A 20,703-nucleotide genomic window follows, 5' to 3' on the forward strand; every position below is an offset into this window, starting at 1 on the left:
TAATATTCTAAAGGGGTTCGGGAAGGTATACCATAAATGTGGCACCTTCACCTGGCTTGCTGCGCGCGGTAATGTGCCCGAAGTGATTCTGTACCACCCGCTTGCACAGAGCCAGCCCGATACCCGATCCCGCAAATTCACTCCGCCCGTGCAGGCGCTGGAACATCCGGAAAATACGGTCAAGATGCGCTTCATCGAAGCCAATGCCATTGTCAGCAACTTCTATCCTGACATATGAGTGATTTGGAAGCAGCTGCGCCTGCGAGCTGATCTCATCACGGCTTGCCTTTTCAGCCCTCACACTGACTTGTACCGGTTTGCCGTTCTGATGATACTTAATGGCATTGCTGATGAGGTTTTGCATTAAATGCGTCAGTTGTGACGATGTACCCCATACTACCGGCAGCGGTTCGGTCCGGATTACTGCCTTTTTCTCCTGAATAGAAATCTCAAGGTCTGCCAGTATGCTGGCAACCATCGCGGTCATGTCTACCGGGGCAAACTCAGGATCATGGGTCAGCCGGGAGTAGGTCAGTAAATCGTCGATCATTCCTGACATTCTCTTGGTAGCATCCTGGATACGGTTGAGCATATACGCTCCGGTCTCGTCAAACTGTTTGCCATACGCATTCTGCAAACGCGAGCTGAACGAAAGCACTTTGCGCAACGGTTCCTGCATATCGTGACTTGCAGCATAGGCAAATTGCTGAAGATTATTATTGGAGTTCATCAGCTCCTTGTTAGCCAATCGCAGCTCCTCGGTACGCTCTTTTACCCTTTGTTCCAGCTCCATGGCAAGCTGGCGGTACTTTTCCTCGCTTTCACGCAGCCTTTGTTCGGACTCGATGCGATCCGTAATATCCATGACAATGCCCGATAGCGAAATGTCCTTTCCACTAGCATCTTTCAGATTTTGCCCGATCACACGCACCCAATGCACAGACCCGTCGTCCCATACAAACCGGCATTCATATTTCAGCTGACCAGTTTCCGCAGCCACTTTGTATGCTTCCATCCTGGTTAATACATCCTCCGGATACACGTGTTGTATGAAACTTTCCCGGGTAATAGCCACATCCTCCCGGCCTGACAAGATGCGGGCCATGGTAGGCGAATAGATAATTTCCTCTGTTTTAAGATCAATCAGAAATGAACCTGCACCCGATCCTTCAATGGTCATGGCAGCACGCTGGTCAGCCCACAGTACCTTTTCCTGGCTTACCACGCTCTGTGTAATATCCCGTGACACGCCCGCAAAACGGTAGGGAACATTGTTGGCATCAAAGTAGGCCATACCCTGGCATTGCAGCCAGCGTAATTGCTTGGTTTGTGCTCCTATCACTCTGAAACGTACATTATAGGCAGCCCGTAGGACCGGGTTCATTGCATTGACGACTGCCTGCTGAATGCGTTCCTGGTCGTCCGCATGAATCAGCATGACAATTTTATCATAAATCATCTGCTCGGGGAGCGGGTATCCATAAAGCTCCATACAGCGCTCATCGAAGGTGACCTTACGGTTGATGGGATCAAGGTTCCATACCCCGATTTGTGCGGCATGCAGCGCAAACTGCAGATTCTCCCTGCTTTCCTGCAACTCGCGCTCAGATCGTAACTGACCGGTCACGTCCATCATGGACCCCACCATGCGCACGGGCTTATTGTCTTCCTGTATGGTATACCCGCGGTCATGCACATGCGCATACGAACCATCCGATTTGCGGAAGCGATAAAAATCCGCCCAGTTGGTGCCGCCGTGATCGATCACTTCATAGATGCGGGTGAGAACACGCTCCCGGTCGTCGGGATGCAGGCGATTGGTCCATGAATCAAGGTCACGACCAATATCCTCCGCCTTGTACCCGAAATTATGCTCCATTCCCCGATTCCACCATACTGTCCCTTTTACCAGGTCCCAGTCCCAGATGACATCGTGTGTGGCTTTGGCAACCAATTCAAATCTCTCAATCGCATGCATGATTTCAGGATCATGCTCAACGTACAGGCTGCGGGAATTATCCATTGTAATATAAACTAACCGGAAAAGTATTACACTAAAGTAAAAGTAATTATTATATCCTTCATTGAAGAGCTTCTTTCCGGGAGAAGGAAAACGCTGTATGAGGAGGAATAAGTTAAGGTATACTTTTGACGAAGTAAAGTAAATGCAACCAGACTAAACAGAGAGCATCATGGGTGTTTTTTCATATTTGTTATCCGCAGCAGCCGGTTTGGCCACACTTGCATCCGGTTGTATGATCAATCCTGCTGCTGATTTCGTGCCGCTGTTTAATGGAAAAAATTTCAGTGGATGGGAGGGGGATACGGTAAAAACATGGCGCATTGAAGAGGGGGCACTTACAGGCGGCTCGCTCACAGAGACTGTCCCGCACAACGAATTTATCGCCACCCGGAAAACCTACGCCAACTTCATCCTGAAAGCCAGGTTTAAACTGACGGGAACAGACGGTTTTATCAATACCGGTGTGCAGTTTCACAGCCGCCGCCTTACAGATCCTGTTTATGAGATGACGGGTTACCAGGCCGACCTGGGTGATAAATACTGGGCGAGTCTTTATGATGAGTCAAGAAGAAATAAAACCCTTATTTCGCCCGATTCCGCACTGATCAGCAGGATTCTTAAGAAAAATGACTGGAACGATTACGAAATACAAAGTGAAAACGGGCGTATCCGCATCCGCCTGAACGGAACCCAGACCGTAGATTACAAAGAGCCTGACAAAAATATTCCTCAAAAAGGCTTGATAGCCCTGCAGATACATGGCGGTGGTAAGGCGCAGGTGGCCTTTAAAGACATCATGATCAAGGAACTGTAAGCCGGCTGTACCACGCTCGGCTTACTTCCAGCATTTGAGCAGCCTGCGGATGACCACGATTTCAGCGGTATGGTAAGCATTGTGATCCGCAATCAGCATGGCTTCGCGCAGCAGGTTTTGCCCGTTTCCCCAGGGAATTGCAGCGTACAGGTCGTGCTTTTCATTTTTTACAAGTTCAAGAAAACGGTTGCGGTCGCTGCGTATTTCGGCCAGAGATTGTTCCCATGCTGAATCGCTGACGTTTTCTACGGCCGGCGTCCAGTAATCGTCCGGCCAGTCGAGCGCTTCGTAATCTTCCGAAGATGAAAATTCAAGGATGTCCTTTTGTGCAATACGCACATGCTCTACGAGCTGCCAGATGCTGTAAGGCAGATTTTCGGGCACCATGGTCCTCATGGCCGGCGGAAGTCCCGCAACCGCGTCTTCAAATGTGACATGTGCATTACCCTTGGTGATCAGATCTTCGAGTTCCTTCATCAGACTGCTTTGCTGGCTGGTTTCCATGTTGGTGTTATTTTGTTTTATAAAAAATTGAAAATGGCTGCTTTGCCTGAACATATCGCGCCGGCCATGGCCGTGCTGTGAATTATTTTATATTTTAGTGCTCCTATGAATACTCACAACTGTCACTGAACCATGAATCCGAACCGACGCCATTTTCTCAGGAACATTACGGCTGCATCTGCCCTGGTAGCCACTGAAAGCATTGCCAAACCTTTCAGCATTATCAAGGATCTTAAAAAAATCAGTCCTAATGACAAGATCCGCTTTGCTACCATTGGCATGGGCATCCAGGGACACAGTGATACGAAAGCGGCACTCCGCAGTTCGCCCGACGTGGAGTTTGTGGCCGCCGCAGACTTGTACGACGGCCGGCTCACCAGGGTGAAGGAAGTGTTTGGAAAAGATGTTTTCACGACGCGTGATTACCGCCAGATCCTTGATCGCAAGGATATCGATTCGGTGCTGATCGTAACTCCGGACCACTGGCATGACCATATCACCAAAGCTGCATTGAAGGCCGGCAAGAATGTATATTGTGAAAAACCAATGGTTCACCACATTGATGAAGGATTATCGGTGATTGATGCGTGGAAAAAAGCCGGAAAAACCATGCAGGTAGGCAGTCAGCGGATCAGCTCTGCGGCTTTCAAAGAGGCAAAAAGATTGTTTCAGGCGGGCGAGATCGGTGAGCTCAACTATGTTGAATCCAATAATGACCGGTTTAATGCTATCGGCGCGTGGAACTACTCCATACCCACGGATGCATCCGTGAATACGCTCGACTGGGAAACTTTCCTGGGCGATGCACCTAAAACGCCTTTTGATGCCAAGCGGTTTTTCAGATGGAGAAATTACCGCGACTATGGTACCGGGGTTGCCGGCGACCTGTTTGTGCATTTGATTACCGGCGTTCATTTTGTGACAAACACCATGGGTCCTGAGCGTATATTTTCTTCCGGTGAACTCAGCTACTGGAAAGACGGCCGGGATGTGCCCGACGTGCTGGTGTCCATTCTCGACTATCCCAAAACAGATGCTCATCCCAACTTCCAAACGGTCCTTCGCGTCAATTTTGCCAATGCGGGAGCGATCGCCAATAATACAAGGCTCATTGGTACCGAAGGACAAATTGAATTCACAGAAAACAACCTGATCCTGACCAAAAAGAAACTGCCGAAAGCGCCCGGATTTGGTGGATATGATAGTTACAATACCTTTTCGGAAGCGGAGCAGAAGGAGTTTAAGAAACAATACGATGCGCAATATGCGGAAGACACCCGCAAGGCTGAGCCTGTGAAGGAGGTCCGGTTCCAGGCACCCGAAAACGATGACCAGCATGCCAACCATTTCTGCGATTTCTTTGATAATGTCAAAAAGGGATCTCTGGCAACAGTTGAGGATCCGATTTTTGCGTTCAGGGCTGCTGCTCCGGTATTGGCCTGCAATGAGAGTTATTTTAGTAAAAAGATCGTCAACTGGGATCCGGTTGCCATGAAAAAGAAAAGTAAGTGATATGGTCCGGGACGTACTGCCGGGTATACGGCAATTTGATCTGAGCGGCAGGTCGGCGGTTATTACGGGCGGACCCAAGGGTTTAGGGCTCGCGATGGCCGCCGGACTTGCCTCGGCAGGCGCCAGCGTGATGCTTGTGAGCCGTACCGGCGCAGCAGGTATCGCAGCGGCGGAAATGCTTACGGCGGAGTTTGGTCAGAAGGCAATTGCTTTCCAGGCGGATATTACCCGTGAGCAGGATGTGCAGGCGATGGCTGACCATGCATTGGAGTCATTCGGGAAAATCGACATACTGATCAATAGTGCCGGAATAAATATCCGGGGTCCTATTGATCAGCTTACGTATGCCGATTTCGAGCAGGTCATGAATGTGAATGTCAATGGTACCTGGCTGGCCTCGCGCGCAGTTGTCCCGCACATGAAGGCGCAGCAAAGCGGTAAAATCATCAATATGGCAAGTGCGCTGGGGTTGATCGGCCTCGCAGACCGTACACCCTATACGGCAAGCAAAGGTGCTGTTGTTCAGATGACCCGCGCTCTGGCGCTCGAACTTGCTCCTTTCGGAATTAATGTCAATGCAATTTGTCCCGGCCCATTCCTGACGGAGATGAACGTTCCGATTGCAAATACTCCCGAAGCCGGCAAGATACTGGCTTCCACTGCGCTGAATCGCTGGGCAGCGCTGAAGGAAATCCAGGGCGCAGCCATTTTCCTGGCCAGTGATGCGGCGAGCTATATGGTAGGTTCCATACTTGCCGTCGATGGCGGCTGGACAGCGCGCTGATTTTCCTACTTTCTCAGCAGCTTGATGGTTTTGCTTTCGGCTTTGGTCCGGACATGCAGCAGGTACATGCCGGAAGCCGGCAGGTAAATTGTCGTTTTATCCGGGGGAAGTGTTTTATTTAACAATGAAATTCCCTTAACGTCCGAAAGGTTTAACATCTGGGTCTTTTCCGGCAGGGTAATGCTCACACGGCCATCTTCTGAAGGGACGGGAAATGCCAGCAGATGATCAATGCTTTCATTTTCAGGAATCACTACAATGACCCGGCTGATGGTAAAGCTGCCGTCATAATTGATTTGTTTCAAACGATAGTAGCTGGTGTTTGTCAGTGCAGGATCGGTGAAGGTGTAAGCTTTTTCTGCATCCGTGTTGGAGCCGTCTACCCAGCCGAGCTTCTGGAACATCCTGCCATCGGCGGATTTCTGCACTTCAAAGCCCTGATTGGATGTTTCCTCCGCGGTTTTCCAATAAAGGTCAGCGCCGCCTGCATTATTACGCTTTCCCTCAAAGCTGATCAGCCGTACGGGAAATGCAGCAAGCCTGTCAGGTACCAGGGACCCAATCACCCAATCAAGGCTGATGGTACCCGCTTTGGCACTGTTGGCAGCTCCGTAGATCCCTGACTGCGTATTTGCCTGAGCAAGGAGTTCTCCGCCGGCAAAGATGAGTAGAAATGTAGCCAGGGTTTTCATTTGCCGAATGGAGTTGCGGTAGATAGGCTTTTTGCATTATTGCCAAGCCTGGCTTCCAGGTTGATCAGCCGCTCATATATCTCGTTCATCTGTTCAGTAGAGGCCGGCACCTGATTGCCGGCAGCCAGCTGTGTAGTCAGGCGTCGGTTTTTGTCCACCAGCGTTTTGTTGCTTTCTTTAAGCTGCTCTACCTGTGATTTTAAATCTTTGACGGCTTCAATGAGGTGCGGGATAAAGCCAAGATAGTCGACGGACTTCATCCCATCTTTGCCGGTGAGAACCAGCTCTGGTAAAATTGCCTCAACTTCTTGTGCTATTACCCCTGTTTGAATCATTCTTGATTTTGTAAGGTCTTTCCAATAATAATGGTATCCTTTCAGTTTGGAAAGACTTGTCAGGCTGTTGGACAATTGGGTAATTTCTTTTTTTAATCTTCGGTCTGAATTGTCATACAGCTTACCCTTTAAGTTTGCATTTCCATTTTCCATCACGTAAAACTGCCAGGCATTGCCCAAATAGATTCCGAGTGCCTGATCGTCATACATCCCTACAAAACCATTCGGCTGCTGTTGTGAAGAATTAAAGTACAATCCCGCGGTCTGCCCATTATGCCGCAGCCTGGGCCGGCCGTCAATATCCAGGATATACTGAGGGAAAAGAGCATTTTTGCCTAAACCTACATTGCCGTTCTGGAGAATGGTTAATGCATTAGATCGCTTGTTGTAGGCAGTTCCATTTCCAAGCTGGAACAACCGTCTTAGTGGCTGAACATCGCTTGGATTGTCCTGATCATCGTTAAACTGCCCCATGGCAATCCCGTGTTCTGATTTTGCATACAGATCATGTCCTATCGATATTGAATTTTCACCATAAGCACGGCTGAGATGACCCAAAGCAACAGCATAGTCCGCAGCTGAATTGGCGTTGATTCCCAATGCTACGGATCCTGTTTTTGATGCCATGCTCTGATATCCAAAGGCAACAGCAGCTTGTCCCTTGGCCTCGGAAGCAGTTCCGCCTGCGAGTGAAAAATCTCCCGAAGCAATAGATGACTTACCCATTGCAACCGCATCTGCACCGGATGCGACAGACAATCCGCCCAATGCAGTGGAAAATTCCCCCGAAGCTTTGGTATTAAGGCCCAAAGCACTTGATCCCTGACCGACATTCCCGTCATCCCACGCGCCATTATCAATTACCCCGGCCCTGAAAGCCGCTTTTTTGGGATACCATATTAATGCAGAGCCAACGGGTCCGGCTCCCAGGCTTTCACCCTGACTATAATTTCCTTTCAGAACAATGAGCTTGTCATCCTGAAATTTGTCTGCTGAAACCGCGTGGGTAGCCTCCTTTGAGGAATCTGCATGCATGGCCTTATCAGCCAGAGCAGCCTTGTCCGCGTTCGTTGCTTTGTCTGCCTGCAAGGCTTTATCTGCGGTGGAAGCATGCACAGCTTGATTACTTTGGTTTGAAAAGATCGCATAAGGTACGCTCAGGAACTGCGTGGTGCCGAGATCCACAAAGGCCGCCCCGCCGGCGGGGTCTGCTTCAACGTGTAAAAACCAGCTTGCGGCTTTCCAGTCTATATCGGAAAATTGACCATGGTCTGCGGTACCGGTTCCTACAATGAGGGTGAATGCTCCACCTGATGACGTCAGTGGCTTGTGTGTTTCCCTGTACACAACCTCACCAAAGGCTGTATTCTTTAAAATAGAAAGTCTGATTGCCACCGTGGCATTGGCCACAACCTGTCCGCCGGCATTCCGCGCCACACCCTGGAAGCTGAACTGCTCGGGTGCCTGTGCATGCAAGCGAATCGCAAGAATAAGCAGAAAGATAAACGAAGTAAAAGCTTTCATAGAGTACTGGTTTTTTCAGGACAATATAAAAGGCAAGTACATGAGGATAGGGATGCGATAATCCTTCGGCAGGTGGTAATGAACAAACGGTTTTTATTCGCGCAGACAGATGCTGTCGTGGTTAAAGGAACAACAGCCGGTACTGGTGTACGCTACAGCTACACGCCCACCGAGAATCGCGCGCATGAAAACCGCACCTGGATGGACAAAATGTATTTCCGCCTGTTCAGCCGTGACGAGATCACAGCTGGTTCAAAACCCGGGTTACGACAAGTGATCTGTTTGTGATAAATTCATGCAAGCCATGCCGGAATCTCCGGGATGGCTTTTTGTTTTTACCGGCATGCTTTTGGTAAATGTACCAGCATTCAACTTCATCAAAGTCATTATGAAAACCATCCTGTTATCTGTCGCATTTGCAGGCGCACTGCTTAGTTTCCAGCCTGAGCGTCCGCAGCTTCTTCATCTATCACATCTGCAAGCAGTAGCTCAGGAAAGGGTAGAGGTAAAGCCCGAAGCATTGCCGGAGAAGGTACGCAATGCATTCAACTCCAAATCGTGGGCAGGCTGGCAGATCCTGGAATCTTTTCTGATCACAGAGGATGATGGCACCCAGTATTATGAACTCGTCGTCCGCAAAATGGATGAGCAGAGCCGCATTAAAATCAATAGTGAAGGACAAGTACTGAACTAGCTGATTTGAAGACTTATCCCACAAAACGTGGTAGCTGCTGAACACGTTTAAATTTGTAAAAAATAGATAATTTTCTCATTTTCAGTTATTTATAGTATTTGGCACAATGTGTTTTAATAAGTAGCATAGCTTAAAAGTTATTTTTTGAACACAATTGTCCTCGTGCAATTGATAAACGAACATCAGATTATGAAAAAGCTAGTAGTATCGGCATTAGCCTTCTCACTGATCTCATTCGCATCAGTACAGGCTGAACCCATTTCGCAGCATGCGCAGACCGCAACTACGCAGGTCGCCAAATTAAAAGAAGATAAAGTCCCTGTAAAACCTGAGGAACTTCCTGAGGCCATTAAAAAGACCATCAAGGGAGAGCAGTTCTCGGGCTGGAAAGTTAAAAAGGCATTTCTGGTAACAGAAGACGATAAAACGCAATATTACGAATTACAGGTTGCCAACGGTGACGAAAGCGCCAGGGTTAAGCTGGACAAGAATGGCAATAATGTAGGATAATCTCAACGGGTTATTTTAGTGCAAAAAGGCGATCGGTTAGTCAAACCGTCGCCTTTTTTGTTGTATTTCAAAAGCATATGGCCGGGTTCAGCGCCCGTCAAAAAACAGTTCCAGCTTTTCGGCTATGGTGATAAGCGGGTAACAAATGCCGGCAAGCAGGCAGGTCAGCAGAAATGCAATGAGCCATGTGATACAGAGGGTGATTTTTGCGAGGACAATCATGAGTGACATATTTTTTATAAGAGCAAATAATCACTATCCTGGTTGTAATGCACATTTGTAATTTTTACATCCTCTACCTTCCGCAAATCCCCGCAAAATCGCAGTAGGTACATGTTCCGGCATCGTCTGTCTGGCTGAACGGAATTTCGGGATCGAGCAGCTCGTTGAGAATATCGGTCAGTATACCTTCCGAATGCGCAATAAATGCCGCCGGATCAGGTGTAGCCGTAAGTTCCAATGGATTGGAGATCGGAGTCTTCGGATCACGGAACGAATAAAAGCCGGACTTCACTGGAACGCCGAAGCCATAATTTTCATCCCGCAGCGTGAGTCCGCCTTCATCCAGCATTTTCTTGTACATCAGGTACTCGTACATCCAGAGCTGGCGTACGTAACCCACTTTCCGGTCCCGGTTGCGGCGTAGTACCTCGTCGCGCTGCATAGGGTCTGCAAGCTTCTGCCTGCCGGCTACTTCCACACTTCCGGTTTTGTAATCCATGACCTGCAATGTGCCGTCGGCAGTGAGCTCAATGCGGTCGATCTTACCGCCGAAACGAACGGGCGTCTCCATGCCCTGCAAAATAAAGCTGGCACTCGTACGAAGCGGCTGTTCTGCGGCAAGGATCTTTTTCCGGGGTTCCTGCTGCATCTGATGTTTCAGGAAAGTCATGATCTGCTGGCTGCCAATCTGAAAATAAATGCGGTTCAGGCCCTGCTCAGTCACATACCCTCTGAAACGCTCTTCAAATTCCTGCCTCAGTACAAGCTCAATCTCAGCTTCTGAAGGATCTTTGTCGTGCAGGAAAAAGTCCTGATCCAGTTTTTCCAGCACAGCGTGCAGCCAAGTCCCGATCTTGTCCATTCCCAGCTCTTCCTCCACTTCTTCCTTTTCTTTTACGCCTACAATATGTTTGAGGTAAAACTGCATGGAGCAGCGGATGTATTCATTCAGGTGCGTGGGGTATAAGCCCTTGTTGCCGAGGTACTCACGGATAGCTGCAATCAGGCCGGCGTCCTTCTGGACCGTTTCTGCCAGTTCCTGCTGCCGCCCGGCTTCAAATGAAACCGTTTTGTTGATGATCCTGATTTTGGGATTGTAAGCGGTCAGCTCATATTCAAGCTGGCGCACAAACCGGCTCCGCTCACCGCCGCCCGGAGCATCGTTGGTGCTGGTATAAAGCAGGTGTACCTCGTCGGCTCTCTGAAGCAGCCTGTAAAAATGGTAGCTCATCACAGCTTCCTGGTGCTGGTGCGTGGGCAGCCCCGCTTCCTGCGCCGCATCAAACGGAATCAGCGAGTTTTGCCGCTTAGCCTGCGGCAGCATGCCTTCATTCATGGACAAAATGATCAGTCTCCTGAAATCAAGCGCCCGCGTTTCGAGCATTCCCATGATCTGCAGGTCACTTACCGGCTCACCGCTGAAAGGGATTTTTGTTTGCCTGATGAGCTCAAACATGAACGATTTGAGAGTACGCAGGGTAACCAGCCCCGACTTTTCTTCAATCGTTTGTTCAAATTGTTTAAGCAGGGTATAAAAGAGGTACAGGTATTCGGTTTCCAGTGCGTTTTTATAATCCTTGTAAACTTCCCTCAATAGCTCGATCAGTTGATAAAAGCTGGCTATAATCGCTTTCGGGTCATTTTTGGGCCAGTGCGTAAAGAGTACTTTAAAGAGGGGATGCTGCTCTCCCAGATCCAGCAGGTCTGCCGAGCTCAGAAAAACCTTATTGCCATTCGTAATTTCCCGCAAGGTCCTTCGCACGATCGTCTGCCCGTCGGCGAGCGGGTGCAATGCCGAGTGCTCATAGTGCCTGATGAAGGGATGGTTAAGTATTTTGTCAATGGTTTTGTGACTGAACTTGGGCACCCGCACGGTCTTGCCGCTTTTTACCCTGAACTCCACCATGTTCTGCTGTAATTCAAAAATGCCGTCTACCAAGGTATATAGCAATGAGTTACGCATGGAAAGCCCCATGGTTACATTCAGGTCTTCGACCTGCTCATCAAGCGAATAGAGCATCGGCAGCAGCAGGTTTTCATCGGCCAGTACTATGGCAGTAGGCGTAGGTTCATCCGCCGAATCCAGTTTCCGCATCTGGCGGTACAGCTGTCCCGCTACTTTGGTCTGAAGCGTTGCATTGGGTACACCGTACACCGTGATTGTTTTGGAAGATCTGAGCAGATCGTCGGTTGTCCAGTTCCACGGCCCGAATGTGCCGCTCTGCTGGTACTCGCGCAGGGTCCTGCCAGCTTCCATATTCTTGTTGGCCGACATGTAATAGCGGTCCGTATCCCAGAGTACCTCAGCCTTGCCCGCCTTTCGCAGCCTTTGTATAATCACCTTTTCGGACTGGGTGAATGCATTGAACCCGGCAAAGTATATTTTTTCAAAACCGGCAGATGCTGTGAGGTCTTCCGCCCCGTGCTCGGCTACTTCCCGGTAGGCCATACCGCGGTATGCTTTCCCTTTCTGTGCAAGCCGCGTACGGAAGGATGTGTACAGGGTTTTGATGTTTTCAAAAAGTGAAAAATACTGGGAAGTACCACCGCCCATGCTTAGCTCCCTTCCTTCCGGCAGGTTACTCTGCCAGCGGCTGATGGCCTGTGCTTCGGAAAGATAGGAAAAGAGGTAGTCCGTATCCACCAGGTACTGATCCACCCGGTCAAGGTCGGCAAGCAGTACGGATGCCCAGCCCATAAACCGCTCGAAGCTGATGGCAGGGTCAATCTCGCGGAAGGTTTCATAAAGGTCAAAAAGCAGGTGCACAGGATCTTCCACCTGCAATGCGCACAGGCTTTCCACAAAATCGTCCACTGCCACTACTGTGGGGCTCATGAGCGGAAGGGCAGTTTCCACGGCCAGTTCCCGCATCAGAAAAAATGCAGCGCGGCGTGTGGGTACCACAATGTGCACGTTTTCCAGGGACGAATGCTGACCGAGTATGTGCCGTGCCGCGGCATTGAGAAAAGTTTGTGCCATGAAATTGGGTTATTGGATGCGTTCACACCGCTGGTGCAGGGTTAACCTGTCTGGCTCCGCTGGTTCTGCAAGTTAGTCAAACAGCGGCCAGTTGATCCCGAATGAAAATGCACGCGCCAGTCCGAGGTAGCCGGGCGTCACATAGTAGCCTTCCGGAAATACACCGAACTGACCACCCTGGTTCAGGTAGGCCATTTTGAAAAACATCCGTACCCGCGTGATGCGGATATTCGCAAATGCGTCCACTACCACATTCCCAGGCAGGCGGGTATTGTCCTGTAGATGAAACTGCTGCGTCACAGGCATATAGGCATCGGCCAGGTACGATGAACGGTAGCGCCCGGCGAGCCCTAGCTGGATAAACAATACTTTGGCATACACAAAATCAAAGCTGATTTCGCTGCTGGCAAAATAGGTCGGAATGCGGATCACATCCTTGTTGTCGTTGAGCGTCATGTAACCCATGGTGGTAAAGTTCCAGCGATTGAGGCGGATATTGGAGTTGAAGCCTACCCGCAGAATCCGGAACCCTGCATTGAGCTGCCGGGGCACGGCAGCGGTATCATAGTAAATGTAATCGTTGACCTGGTGAACCTGTATTTCCGGAACAAAGTTGATCTTTTTTGTTTTCAGCGCGAGTGACGCATAAACCGTCTGTACCTTGGTTGGGTCAAAGTTGTTCCGCCATTCAAAAGCGTTGCCGAAATAACGCTGGGTAAGCAGGTCAGGAGCAGTCTGAATGCTCTGGAACCCGGCTTTACCCCACCTCGTATTCAGCTCGGCTTTGAGCTTGTACTCCACATTTTGCGCCAGGTTCAGCTCTGCTTCCGCGGTCAGGTATTGAACGGAATCTTTGAGGTAGTACCCCAGCCAGGCACCGGCAATGTTGTCGAATTTAAGACCCGTACGGTACTTTGCATAGGGCCGCCCTGCGTCATTGCCGATCTGACTTTCAGCCCGCATGCCATAGAAGCGCTGGCGCAGGTATGCCCGGTAGTTGAATCCGGAGTAGAAGCCCTTGATACCTACTTTATTATCGAACAATTTGAAATAAATATCCTGCCGCGTGGAATCGGATGCAAACCGGGAAACAGGGTAAACACCTTTTTCAAGTCCCCTGGAAATTGCGAGATCTGTGAAGCGGTCGATGGTACTCTGGTAATCTGCCTGCTGAAAAACCTGAAAACCATTGGCCAGCCGGTATTGCTGGTAAATATGGAACACATGCCTCCGCTCCCAGGAATTGGCATCGTCGCTCATGTTTGCCGCGCCGTCGTAAGAATAGGGGTTTTCCACACCGTCTTCCACGTTCGGGATCACGCCCCCCTGTTCCCGCACCTTCTGGTTCATGTGTCGGTAGTGGGCCAGGATCGCATACCTTCCGTTTTTGGAAAAAAAGCTGGTATGCATCAGCAAAGTCCAGTTTTGTCCGAGAAAGGCGCCCGAGTTGAGCGTGTTTACAAAACCATACTGCTTGTTGGACGTCAGGCGCTGTGCCCTGAGCCCGAAGTTGAAGCGCGAATGCACGTTTTGCGTGTATGCAAAGCGGCCCATGGAAGTTTTTCGTCCTCCCCCGTGAAAGATCAATTCCGTATGCTGCGATTTGGTATCCATATACTGCACCTCGTCCTGCTTGATCGCATAGGCATCGTACACCCTCATTCCCAGCTGCGTACCGATATCCGACCGGGGTTCAAAAAACAGGTTGCGTGTGGCGGTGACTGTATTGCCGAGGTCTGCCAGCTTTCCCCACGACAGGTCCATGGGTGTCCAGCGGTGAAAGTAGGTAAGGCTTGTATCCACAAGGTACCGGGCGGAGTCGCGGTTATTGAGGATATCATTTTCGTAAAAATGCCGGGTCGTTTTCGGGCCGTAGATGTTCTTGGTACTATCGTCAAGAATAGCGCCGCCTCCCTGACCTCCGCCTTTGGAACCGCCACCTCCACCACCCGGCATCCGCATATTTCCCGGCATACGTACCTGTGCCTGCGCTGCGCTGTGAGCCAATATTAAAAAACACAATACCCACCAGTGGGCCAGAATAATGCGCATAGGAGGAACGATCGCTACCGGACGGCCCGGGTTCCGATTTGTTTAAAAATCCATTCATTAAAACGTTCCGAATCATGGCCGAAGCACACAGAAACGGGAATGTATGCAAACTGCCCGGTCAGGCCCAGCTGTTCCGCAAGGGGTTTCAGCTTGACCATATCTTTTTCGGTCGTAACCACAAAAGTACCTTTTTTTAAGTTTTGAATCATGGCCAGCACCTCGCCGGCAGTATAATTGTGGTGATCCGGAAATACCAGCCTGTCTTCAACAACGAAGCTCCGGGCAAGATGTGCTGCAAAGGGAGCCGGATTTGCAATGCCGGCAACCATTTTAACATTCTTTAACGCCACGGGCTGATTGTTAAAGTCCAGTGCACCTTGATAGGCTGTGGAAGAAAAAAAGATGGGTGTGCCTGCCTGAGTATAGCGGTGGAGACGTTCCGTTATGCTGGCTCTCTCTGAATTGTCAAGATTTTCAGGGCACTTTGTCACAATAACGGCATCGGCGCGCTTTGCCGCTCTCCGGCTTTCGCGGAGCCTGCCGCCGGGGAAAGGCGCATCTTTATAAAATGGCCTGTTGTAGTCGTTAAGAAGCAGGTTGATATCCCGTCTAATCGCAAGGTGCTGGTAAGCATCGTCCAGGAGGAGCAGGCTGTGTTCCGGAAACTGATCATGCAAAATGTGTGCACCTTCCACCCGGTTTTCGCACACGGCTACTGCGACGGAGTTGCCAAATTTGGTAAAATACTGAAGAGGCTCATCCCCGATATCGGCGGCTGTGCTGGTCGAAGAGGCGAGTACAAATCCCCTGGAACTACGGCCATAGCCGCGGCTGAGAATGGCAACCTTCCTGCGAGCCGACAAAAGGTGGGCCAGGTACTCAGTCACAGGCGTTTTTCCAGTTCCTCCAACCGTAAGATTGCCTATTGAAATGACCGTTTGCAGAACGCGGACCGAGCGCAGCAATCCAGTGCTGTAAGCCTGGCTACGCGCCGCCATAATGCCGCCATAAAGGCTGTTGAGCGGCGCCAGCAGTGCCTTTAACCCGTTTTGTTCGTTCATACCTGATGCATAATTACGTAATTTTTGCCTAATATTGAGCCCCGCAAAACCCTACAAACCACGGCATGTCCTTAAAATTTGTGTTCAAACCGCATACACTCCAGTTCAAACAGGAGGCTGGTACTTCCCGCGGTATTTTGACCCAAAAACAAGCCTGGGTACTGAAAGTGAGTGATGATGAGCAGCCTGGCATATACGGTTTTGGCGAGTGCGGCCCTTTGCCGGGACTGAGTGTGGACGATGTTGCTGACTTTGAAATGCAGCTCGCCTCAGTGTGTGACACCTTCAATGATCTCGACCTGGAAGTTTTTCCATTCAATCTCGACATTATTCTCGACCAGCTGGTTCCGCCGCATTTGCCTTCGGTGCGGTTTGGAATGGAGACGGCCTTACTGGATTATATGCAGGGCGGACGGAGGATTCTTTATGACACTGATTTTTCGCTTCACGGAAAAGGTATACTGATGAACGGGCTGATCTGGATGGGCTCGTTTGAAAACATGCAGGCACAGGTAGAAGCGAAGCTTCAGCAGGGTTTTTCGACCCTGAAAATGAAAGTAGGAGCCATTGATTTTGATAAGGAGTGCCGCATCCTGGATTCTATCCGGCAGCGGTTTGGCCCTGATGAGATCACCCTGCGCGTGGATGCAAACGGGGCATTCGGGCAGGATGAGGTATTTGCAAAACTGGAAAAACTGTCGCAGTATGCCCTGCATTCCATTGAACAGCCTGTAAAAGCTGGTCAGCATGCTTTGATGGCCGAAGTTTGCGCGGGCTCTCCGGTGCCCGTAGCGCTGGATGAGGAGCTGATAGGCATTATGGATTACCGTGAAAAGTTTTCGCTGCTCAAGAAACTTGCTCCCCCTTTTATCATTTTGAAGCCCGGCCTGCTGGGGGGCTTCCGGCATACCAGTGAATGGATTGAGATTGCCGGCCGGCTCGGGATTGACTGGTGGATCACCTCGGCATTAGAGTCCAATATCGGTCTGAATGCCATCGCACAATTTACCGCCCGCTTTGAAAATCCACTGCCCCAGGGGCTGGGTACCGGCCAGCTTTACACCAACAATTTTGATTCGCCCTTAAAGGTGTCTCAGGGCCACCTTTTCTACAATACAGCCCAGGAATGGGCATTGCCGGAGTTCAACTGAACGATTAAACCCAGTCAATGCCTTTCTTCAGCCAGCCGAGTGTTTTTTCTTCGGCTGAATGGGATTGCGGTACAAAGTTGTATTCCCAGTTTGCCTGCGGCGGAAGGCTCATTAGAATCGACTCGGTACGACCGTTTGTTTCCAACCCAAACTTTGTCCCCCGGTCCCAAACCAGGTTGAACTCCACATACCGTCCGCGGCGCAGGTACTGCCACTGCTTTTCGGTTTCGGTAAAAGGCTTGTCGTGGTACTTCCGCATGAGCTGCGTGTAGGCAGGCGCGAAAGTTTCACCTACATCCTGTATAAAAGAAAAAAGTGAATTCTTGGACAGATTCTGGCCTCTGCCTTCCTGGTTGGGTTTAAGGTAATCGAAAAAAATACCGCCTATCCCCCGGGTTTCTTCCCGGTGCGGTATGTAAAAGTACTCGTCTGCCCATGTTTTGAAGTCGGGGTAAAATGCAGGATGATGCTTATCGCAGGTTGCTTTGAGCTGATCGTGAAACTGACGGGCATCCTCTTCCACAACATAATGAGGAGTAAGATCAATGCCGCCTCCAAACCAGCAAATTCCATTGCTGAGCTCAAAGTAGCGCACATTCATGTGGATGATCGGGACATGCGGATTTTGCGGATGCATCACGATGGAAACGCCGGTAGCAGAAAAGTGGTAGTCGTCGCCTTCGCTGAGATTCATCTGCTGGCGCAGCCGGGGGTGTACCTCGCCGCGGACGCTTGAAAAGTTAACACCGCCTTTTTCGATTACGCTGCCCGCCTGGATAAGCCGGGTACGGCCGCCTCCTCCGGAATGATGTTCCCACAAATCTTCCTGAAACTTGCCGGTGCCATCCGCGTCTTCAATAGCATTGCAAATCCTGTCCTGTAAACCCTTAAAGTAGCTTTCGATCGTTTCTACGTTCATTATTACGCCTGCTGTTAGGCCGGTAAAATTAGCAGAAATATGAAAGCAGGGGTTTTTAATGCAAAAAAGCGGGAACTGGTCCCGCTTCCGGCTTTACTTTTCAGACTAATAAATGCATGCTGTTACTGATCCATGCGCAGGAAGGTACCGCTGAGATTGAACACCAGCTCCGTCTGGTCAGACAGTTTTATTTCCTGGTCGGTTTTATCCTTTTCCCAGGAAGTAATAAATGCTTTCGGGTAATTTTCTGCGGTGTACTCCAGTATTTTTAGCGGAATGACAGAGTCGGGGAGAGGCTCGCTCTGATGTGCCTCTACGCTGTAACAGTCACCGGCTTTGTCAAATTCAAGCTCAAACTGGTTGTTCAGGGTAACGTCCCAGGATACACTCAGGTCGTCACGATCGCGCACTACCTGGCTGATGGCCGCATTGGGAAAGTGGGCTTCCACATATTCTTTGGCGCGGGCGGGAAGGGTGGCTTCGTCAACCACCTTTTCATTGTCGCAGGCTGTCATAATCCCAAGCAGCAGCATGAGGCAAACTGAGGCATTTTTCATATTCATTGTGTCAGATTTAAATGAGTAGTTTTTAGTGTGACAACCGAGTTCGGTCATACCCCTATCTGAAGGTTTTAAAATATTTTATGAAAAAAATGAATGATCAGCAGCTGATAGTCAGATAGGTGAGGAAGCAAAAGAAAATTAATGCCCTAGAAACCGAACTTTCCCGAAGTCCCGCTTGTATTACCTTCTGCAATGAAACGCTGATCAGGCAAACGTTATCTGATAACGCAAGCCGGTTGCCAACAAATGGGGGTGACTGGAATTGACAGCGGGTTGGAAGTCTGTGTGTAAGCATGTCGGGAGTTGAGAATACCTCCCGGAAATAATGTTCTCAAACAATAATCGGCGAATATAACTACGCCATGGCTGCCTAATCCGGAGGATTTAGCAAATGCCATCATCTCTCCACCCCACGTGCTGCCGGGTGGGCTCCGAGGTGTCGAACCGCAGCGCTGGTTGGTATATTGATGCGTAAAGCCAACGAGACCCTAGTATCTAAGGCTTAGACGCGGGTCCGCCGCGAACCTTGTCTGGCCCGACAACCTAATCGAGGATAAGCATGTAGAAGGCGCAGGGTTTCCCTGTTCTGGACCGGGGTTCGACTCCCCGCATCTCCACAAAGTAGTGTTTTCTTGAAAAACGACGCATTAAAGCAGGGAAAAATCTTCCTGCTTTTTTCGTGTAGTAGGGTTTTTAGATTTTACCGTTAAATCAGAAAAGGGTTACAAAAAGGTTGCGTATATTATATAGCTACCTTTTATTGAAAGCCTTACTCATTTAACATTTTACAGTATGTACCCTTCGTTTATCAAACAGTCAGTAATTAAGATGCGTGTGAGGTTTATCATCCGTAGAGGTGCCGTCAACAAAGCAGGATTATGCGTCGTTAACTGTCGCATAACCATTAATGGTGAGAGGGCAAATGTTTTCTCGACGGGCGTGGTGGTTGACCCGGCAAAGTGGGAGTCGCGGCTGCAAAAGGTGAAAGGATCGGCTCAGGCAGTAGCAGACCTAAACAGGAGACTTGATCTGGTTAGATCAGAGATCGAAGCGATTTACATTGCTTCAAGGGGAAGGGGAGTAGTTCTGCCAGCTGACAAAGTCCGGGACATTTATTTGGGTAAGGACCAGTTGGGATGTGGGATTACAAAGCTGAGTGAATTGTACCTGGCTCAGCTTAAATTGAAGCAGCGTGCAAAAACTACGATTCTTAGGTACAGCAGGTCCTACAAGTATTTGTATCAGTTTCTGAAAAAAGAAATGGAGGTTTCTGAGATTGGCCGCAAGCAAGTGTCAGGATTCTGGAACTGGCTTAAAGAAAAAGGCTATCACAACGACTATTGCAACAAGATTGTGCAGGCATGCATTGGGCTTTTTAAATTTGCTATGCGGGAGGGTTATTGTGACAAAAGTCCGTTTGATGGATTAGCATTAGAGTGGACCAAAGAGCTCGACACCACTTGCCTGGATGCAAAGGAAATGGATCTTCTTAAGAAGCACCCTTGGAGCCCGAGATTAGAGCGTGTGGTAGATTCCTTTCTTTTCATGTGCTACACGGGTCTCCACATTAGCGACTACCGGCAGATCAAGGAAGAGTCACGGTACACGTTTGAAGGTTGTGAGTTTATGAAGGTCCGGCGGATCAAAACCAACGTTCCATCAATTTTTCCGCTGGACAAGTATGCCTTAGGGTTGATTGAAAAGTACGGCAGCATTGCTGGTCTGCCAAAAATTACCGGCCAAAAGTCGAACGAGTATTTAAAGCAAATCGCAGAAGCGGTTGGCATCAAAAAGAACCTGACCAATAAAATTGCAAGGAAGACATTCACCGACTGGTGCCTAAATGATTTGTGCCTGAGCGAGGAAGTGGTGGCTACCATGCTCGGCCATACGTCCACTCGCCAAGTAAAGCACTATGGCAGCATTAAGGAAAGGAGAATCCTTTCAGAATTCAAAGAAAAGAATATTGACTTTGCCTGATCTGACACCAATGACAGTATTTAGCTTGTAAAAAGCACTTTACACATAACGCGAACATTCGATAACGGCCGTGGGGTCAAATCCACGGCTATTTTTATGACCGACAAAGAAAAAATAGCAGCCGTTCAGACGATATATAGCAATGCCATCAAGCTACGGGTTGCTCAGGAATTGCTTGTTCAAAAGAATTCCAGCGCAAACGAGCTCTCAAAACTGCTGGGCCTGTCAGCGAACTACGTGACCACGATCCTAAAGGCTATGGTAAAAGCAGGCACAGCCGAGTCACTGGGTCGTGATAGCTACTACGTTCAATACGCCCTTACTGACCTGGGGAAAAAGCTGTTAAAAGCAATCTAAGCCTATTTTTTTATCAAACTTAATCT

The 20,703-nt window shown here is 49.5% G+C and carries 19 protein-coding genes and 1 other RNA gene; 10 read left to right on the top strand and 10 right to left on the bottom strand.

The window, feature by feature from the left end; genetic code table 11:
- Window positions 1–7 precede the first annotated feature (7 nt).
- Window positions 8–2,023, bottom strand: a complete 2,016-nt coding sequence (locus HWI92_RS01465) for a PAS domain-containing sensor histidine kinase (RefSeq protein WP_204660437.1) — start codon at window positions 2,021–2,023, stop codon at window positions 8–10.
- A 169-nt stretch (window positions 2,024–2,192) separates the two neighbouring features.
- Here HWI92_RS01465 and HWI92_RS01470 point away from each other — a divergent pair, with 169 nt between their 5' ends.
- Window positions 2,193–2,837 (top strand): 3-keto-disaccharide hydrolase, encoded by a 645-nt coding sequence (locus HWI92_RS01470; protein ID WP_204660438.1) that lies wholly within the window; start codon window positions 2,193–2,195, stop codon window positions 2,835–2,837.
- Window positions 2,838–2,858: 21 nt separating this feature from the next.
- On the opposite strand, the gene HWI92_RS01475 is transcribed toward HWI92_RS01470, so the two are convergent.
- Entirely contained in the window at window positions 2,859–3,341 is a 483-nt protein-coding gene (locus HWI92_RS01475; protein ID WP_204660439.1) for a DinB family protein, read from the bottom strand.
- Window positions 3,342–3,473: 132 nt separating this feature from the next.
- Here HWI92_RS01475 and HWI92_RS01480 point away from each other — a divergent pair, with 132 nt between their 5' ends.
- Together HWI92_RS01480 and HWI92_RS01485 are read left to right on the top strand one after the other, a co-directional pair.
- Window positions 3,474–4,853 (top strand): Gfo/Idh/MocA family protein, encoded by a 1,380-nt coding sequence (locus HWI92_RS01480; RefSeq protein ID WP_204660440.1) that lies wholly within the window; start codon window positions 3,474–3,476, stop codon window positions 4,851–4,853.
- Window position 4,854: 1 nt separating this feature from the next.
- Complete coding sequence (locus tag HWI92_RS01485; protein WP_204660441.1) at window positions 4,855–5,637, top strand: SDR family NAD(P)-dependent oxidoreductase; 783 nt, start codon at window positions 4,855–4,857, stop codon at window positions 5,635–5,637.
- Between the two features lie 5 nt (window positions 5,638–5,642).
- On the opposite strand, the gene HWI92_RS01490 is transcribed toward HWI92_RS01485, so the two are convergent.
- The gene (locus HWI92_RS01490) at window positions 5,643–6,329 is read right to left on the bottom strand and encodes a T9SS type A sorting domain-containing protein (RefSeq protein ID WP_204660442.1); all 687 of its coding nucleotides are present in this window, start codon (window positions 6,327–6,329) and stop codon (window positions 5,643–5,645) included.
- Window positions 6,326–8,188, bottom strand: coding sequence for a tail fiber domain-containing protein (locus HWI92_RS01495; protein WP_204660443.1), 1,863 nt, complete (start codon window positions 8,186–8,188; stop codon window positions 6,326–6,328). Before HWI92_RS01495 ends, HWI92_RS01490 begins: the two co-directional genes overlap by 4 nt.
- Window positions 8,189–8,266: 78 nt before the next feature.
- Between HWI92_RS01495 and HWI92_RS01500 the strand changes: the two genes are divergently transcribed.
- From HWI92_RS01500 to HWI92_RS01510, 3 genes are all read left to right on the top strand, one after another.
- Window positions 8,267–8,476, top strand: a complete 210-nt coding sequence (locus HWI92_RS01500) for a hypothetical protein (RefSeq protein ID WP_204660444.1) — start codon at window positions 8,267–8,269, stop codon at window positions 8,474–8,476.
- A 100-nt stretch (window positions 8,477–8,576) separates the two neighbouring features.
- The gene (locus HWI92_RS01505) at window positions 8,577–8,882 is read left to right on the top strand and encodes a hypothetical protein (RefSeq protein WP_204660445.1); all 306 of its coding nucleotides are present in this window, start codon (window positions 8,577–8,579) and stop codon (window positions 8,880–8,882) included.
- 189 nt (window positions 8,883–9,071) lie between these two features.
- Complete coding sequence (locus tag HWI92_RS01510; protein WP_204660446.1) at window positions 9,072–9,392, top strand: hypothetical protein; 321 nt, start codon at window positions 9,072–9,074, stop codon at window positions 9,390–9,392.
- A gap of 87 nt (window positions 9,393–9,479) precedes the next feature.
- On the opposite strand, the gene HWI92_RS25385 is transcribed toward HWI92_RS01510, so the two are convergent.
- The 4 genes from HWI92_RS25385 to lpxK all read right to left on the bottom strand — a co-directional run bounded on the left by HWI92_RS25385 (window position 9,480) and on the right by lpxK (window position 15,707).
- Window positions 9,480–9,614 carry a hypothetical protein gene (locus HWI92_RS25385; protein ID WP_262897683.1) on the bottom strand — a complete coding sequence of 45 codons (135 nt, stop codon included), beginning with the start codon at window positions 9,612–9,614 and terminating at the stop codon, window positions 9,480–9,482.
- A 73-nt stretch (window positions 9,615–9,687) separates the two neighbouring features.
- Window positions 9,688–12,594 carry a PD-(D/E)XK nuclease family protein gene (locus HWI92_RS01515; protein ID WP_204660447.1) on the bottom strand — a complete coding sequence of 969 codons (2,907 nt, stop codon included), beginning with the start codon at window positions 12,592–12,594 and terminating at the stop codon, window positions 9,688–9,690.
- Between the two features lie 72 nt (window positions 12,595–12,666).
- Complete coding sequence (locus tag HWI92_RS01520) at window positions 12,667–14,601, bottom strand: putative porin (protein ID WP_229248696.1); 1,935 nt, start codon at window positions 14,599–14,601, stop codon at window positions 12,667–12,669.
- A gap of 59 nt (window positions 14,602–14,660) precedes the next feature.
- Complete coding sequence (gene lpxK / locus HWI92_RS01525; protein ID WP_204660449.1) at window positions 14,661–15,707, bottom strand: tetraacyldisaccharide 4'-kinase; 1,047 nt, start codon at window positions 15,705–15,707, stop codon at window positions 14,661–14,663.
- A 65-nt stretch (window positions 15,708–15,772) separates the two neighbouring features.
- On the opposite strand from lpxK, the gene HWI92_RS01530 reads away from it, so the two are divergent.
- Entirely contained in the window at window positions 15,773–16,858 is a 1,086-nt protein-coding gene (locus HWI92_RS01530) for an o-succinylbenzoate synthase (protein ID WP_204660450.1), read from the top strand.
- A gap of 4 nt (window positions 16,859–16,862) precedes the next feature.
- On the opposite strand, the gene hemF is transcribed toward HWI92_RS01530, so the two are convergent.
- Window positions 16,863–17,777, bottom strand: a complete 915-nt coding sequence (hemF, locus tag HWI92_RS01535) for an oxygen-dependent coproporphyrinogen oxidase (protein WP_204660451.1) — start codon at window positions 17,775–17,777, stop codon at window positions 16,863–16,865.
- A 122-nt stretch (window positions 17,778–17,899) separates the two neighbouring features.
- The gene (locus HWI92_RS01540) at window positions 17,900–18,334 is read right to left on the bottom strand and encodes a PepSY-like domain-containing protein (RefSeq protein WP_204660452.1); all 435 of its coding nucleotides are present in this window, start codon (window positions 18,332–18,334) and stop codon (window positions 17,900–17,902) included.
- Window positions 18,335–18,588: 254 nt separating this feature from the next.
- Between HWI92_RS01540 and ssrA the strand changes: the two genes are divergently transcribed.
- The 3 genes from ssrA (at window position 18,589) to HWI92_RS01555 (ending at window position 20,677) form a co-directional block, all read left to right on the top strand.
- Window positions 18,589–18,960: a transfer-messenger RNA gene (gene ssrA / locus HWI92_RS01545) on the top strand.
- Window positions 18,961–19,132: 172 nt separating this feature from the next.
- Window positions 19,133–20,320: a phage integrase SAM-like domain-containing protein gene (locus HWI92_RS01550; RefSeq protein ID WP_204660453.1), complete on the top strand. Its 1,188-nt coding sequence runs from the start codon at window positions 19,133–19,135 to the stop codon at window positions 20,318–20,320.
- Between the two features lie 96 nt (window positions 20,321–20,416).
- Complete coding sequence (locus HWI92_RS01555; protein ID WP_204660454.1) at window positions 20,417–20,677, top strand: helix-turn-helix domain-containing protein; 261 nt, start codon at window positions 20,417–20,419, stop codon at window positions 20,675–20,677.
- Window positions 20,678–20,703 lie beyond the last annotated feature (26 nt).

It is taken from the genome of Dyadobacter sandarakinus (genome assembly GCF_016894445.1).
GTDB lineage: Bacteria > Bacteroidota > Bacteroidia > Cytophagales > Spirosomataceae > Dyadobacter > Dyadobacter sandarakinus.

Excerpts from the sequence above, each read along its gene's own strand:
- HWI92_RS01465 (WP_204660437.1), bottom strand. The coding sequence starts at position 2,023 with ATGGATAATTCCCGCAGCCTGTACGTTGAGCATGATCCTGAAATCATG.
- HWI92_RS01470 (WP_204660438.1), top strand. The coding sequence starts at position 2,193 with ATGGGTGTTTTTTCATATTTGTTATCCGCAGCAGCCGGTTTGGCCACA.
- HWI92_RS01475 (WP_204660439.1), bottom strand. The coding sequence starts at position 3,341 with ATGGAAACCAGCCAGCAAAGCAGTCTGATGAAGGAACTCGAAGATCTG.
- HWI92_RS01480 (WP_204660440.1), top strand. The coding sequence starts at position 3,474 with ATGAATCCGAACCGACGCCATTTTCTCAGGAACATTACGGCTGCATCT.
- HWI92_RS01485 (WP_204660441.1), top strand. The coding sequence starts at position 4,855 with ATGGTCCGGGACGTACTGCCGGGTATACGGCAATTTGATCTGAGCGGC.
- HWI92_RS01490 (WP_204660442.1), bottom strand. The coding sequence starts at position 6,329 with ATGAAAACCCTGGCTACATTTCTACTCATCTTTGCCGGCGGAGAACTC.
- HWI92_RS01495 (WP_204660443.1), bottom strand. The coding sequence starts at position 8,188 with ATGAAAGCTTTTACTTCGTTTATCTTTCTGCTTATTCTTGCGATTCGC.
- HWI92_RS01500 (WP_204660444.1), top strand. The coding sequence starts at position 8,267 with ATGAACAAACGGTTTTTATTCGCGCAGACAGATGCTGTCGTGGTTAAA.
- HWI92_RS01505 (WP_204660445.1), top strand. The coding sequence starts at position 8,577 with ATGAAAACCATCCTGTTATCTGTCGCATTTGCAGGCGCACTGCTTAGT.
- HWI92_RS01510 (WP_204660446.1), top strand. The coding sequence starts at position 9,072 with ATGAAAAAGCTAGTAGTATCGGCATTAGCCTTCTCACTGATCTCATTC.
- HWI92_RS25385 (WP_262897683.1), bottom strand. The coding sequence starts at position 9,614 with ATGATTGTCCTCGCAAAAATCACCCTCTGTATCACATGGCTCATTGCA.
- HWI92_RS01515 (WP_204660447.1), bottom strand. The coding sequence starts at position 12,594 with ATGGCACAAACTTTTCTCAATGCCGCGGCACGGCACATACTCGGTCAG.
- lpxK (WP_204660449.1), bottom strand. The coding sequence starts at position 15,707 with ATGAACGAACAAAACGGGTTAAAGGCACTGCTGGCGCCGCTCAACAGC.
- HWI92_RS01530 (WP_204660450.1), top strand. The coding sequence starts at position 15,773 with ATGTCCTTAAAATTTGTGTTCAAACCGCATACACTCCAGTTCAAACAG.
- hemF (WP_204660451.1), bottom strand. The coding sequence starts at position 17,777 with ATGAACGTAGAAACGATCGAAAGCTACTTTAAGGGTTTACAGGACAGG.
- HWI92_RS01540 (WP_204660452.1), bottom strand. The coding sequence starts at position 18,334 with ATGAAAAATGCCTCAGTTTGCCTCATGCTGCTGCTTGGGATTATGACA.
- HWI92_RS01550 (WP_204660453.1), top strand. The coding sequence starts at position 19,133 with ATGTACCCTTCGTTTATCAAACAGTCAGTAATTAAGATGCGTGTGAGG.
- HWI92_RS01555 (WP_204660454.1), top strand. The coding sequence starts at position 20,417 with ATGACCGACAAAGAAAAAATAGCAGCCGTTCAGACGATATATAGCAAT.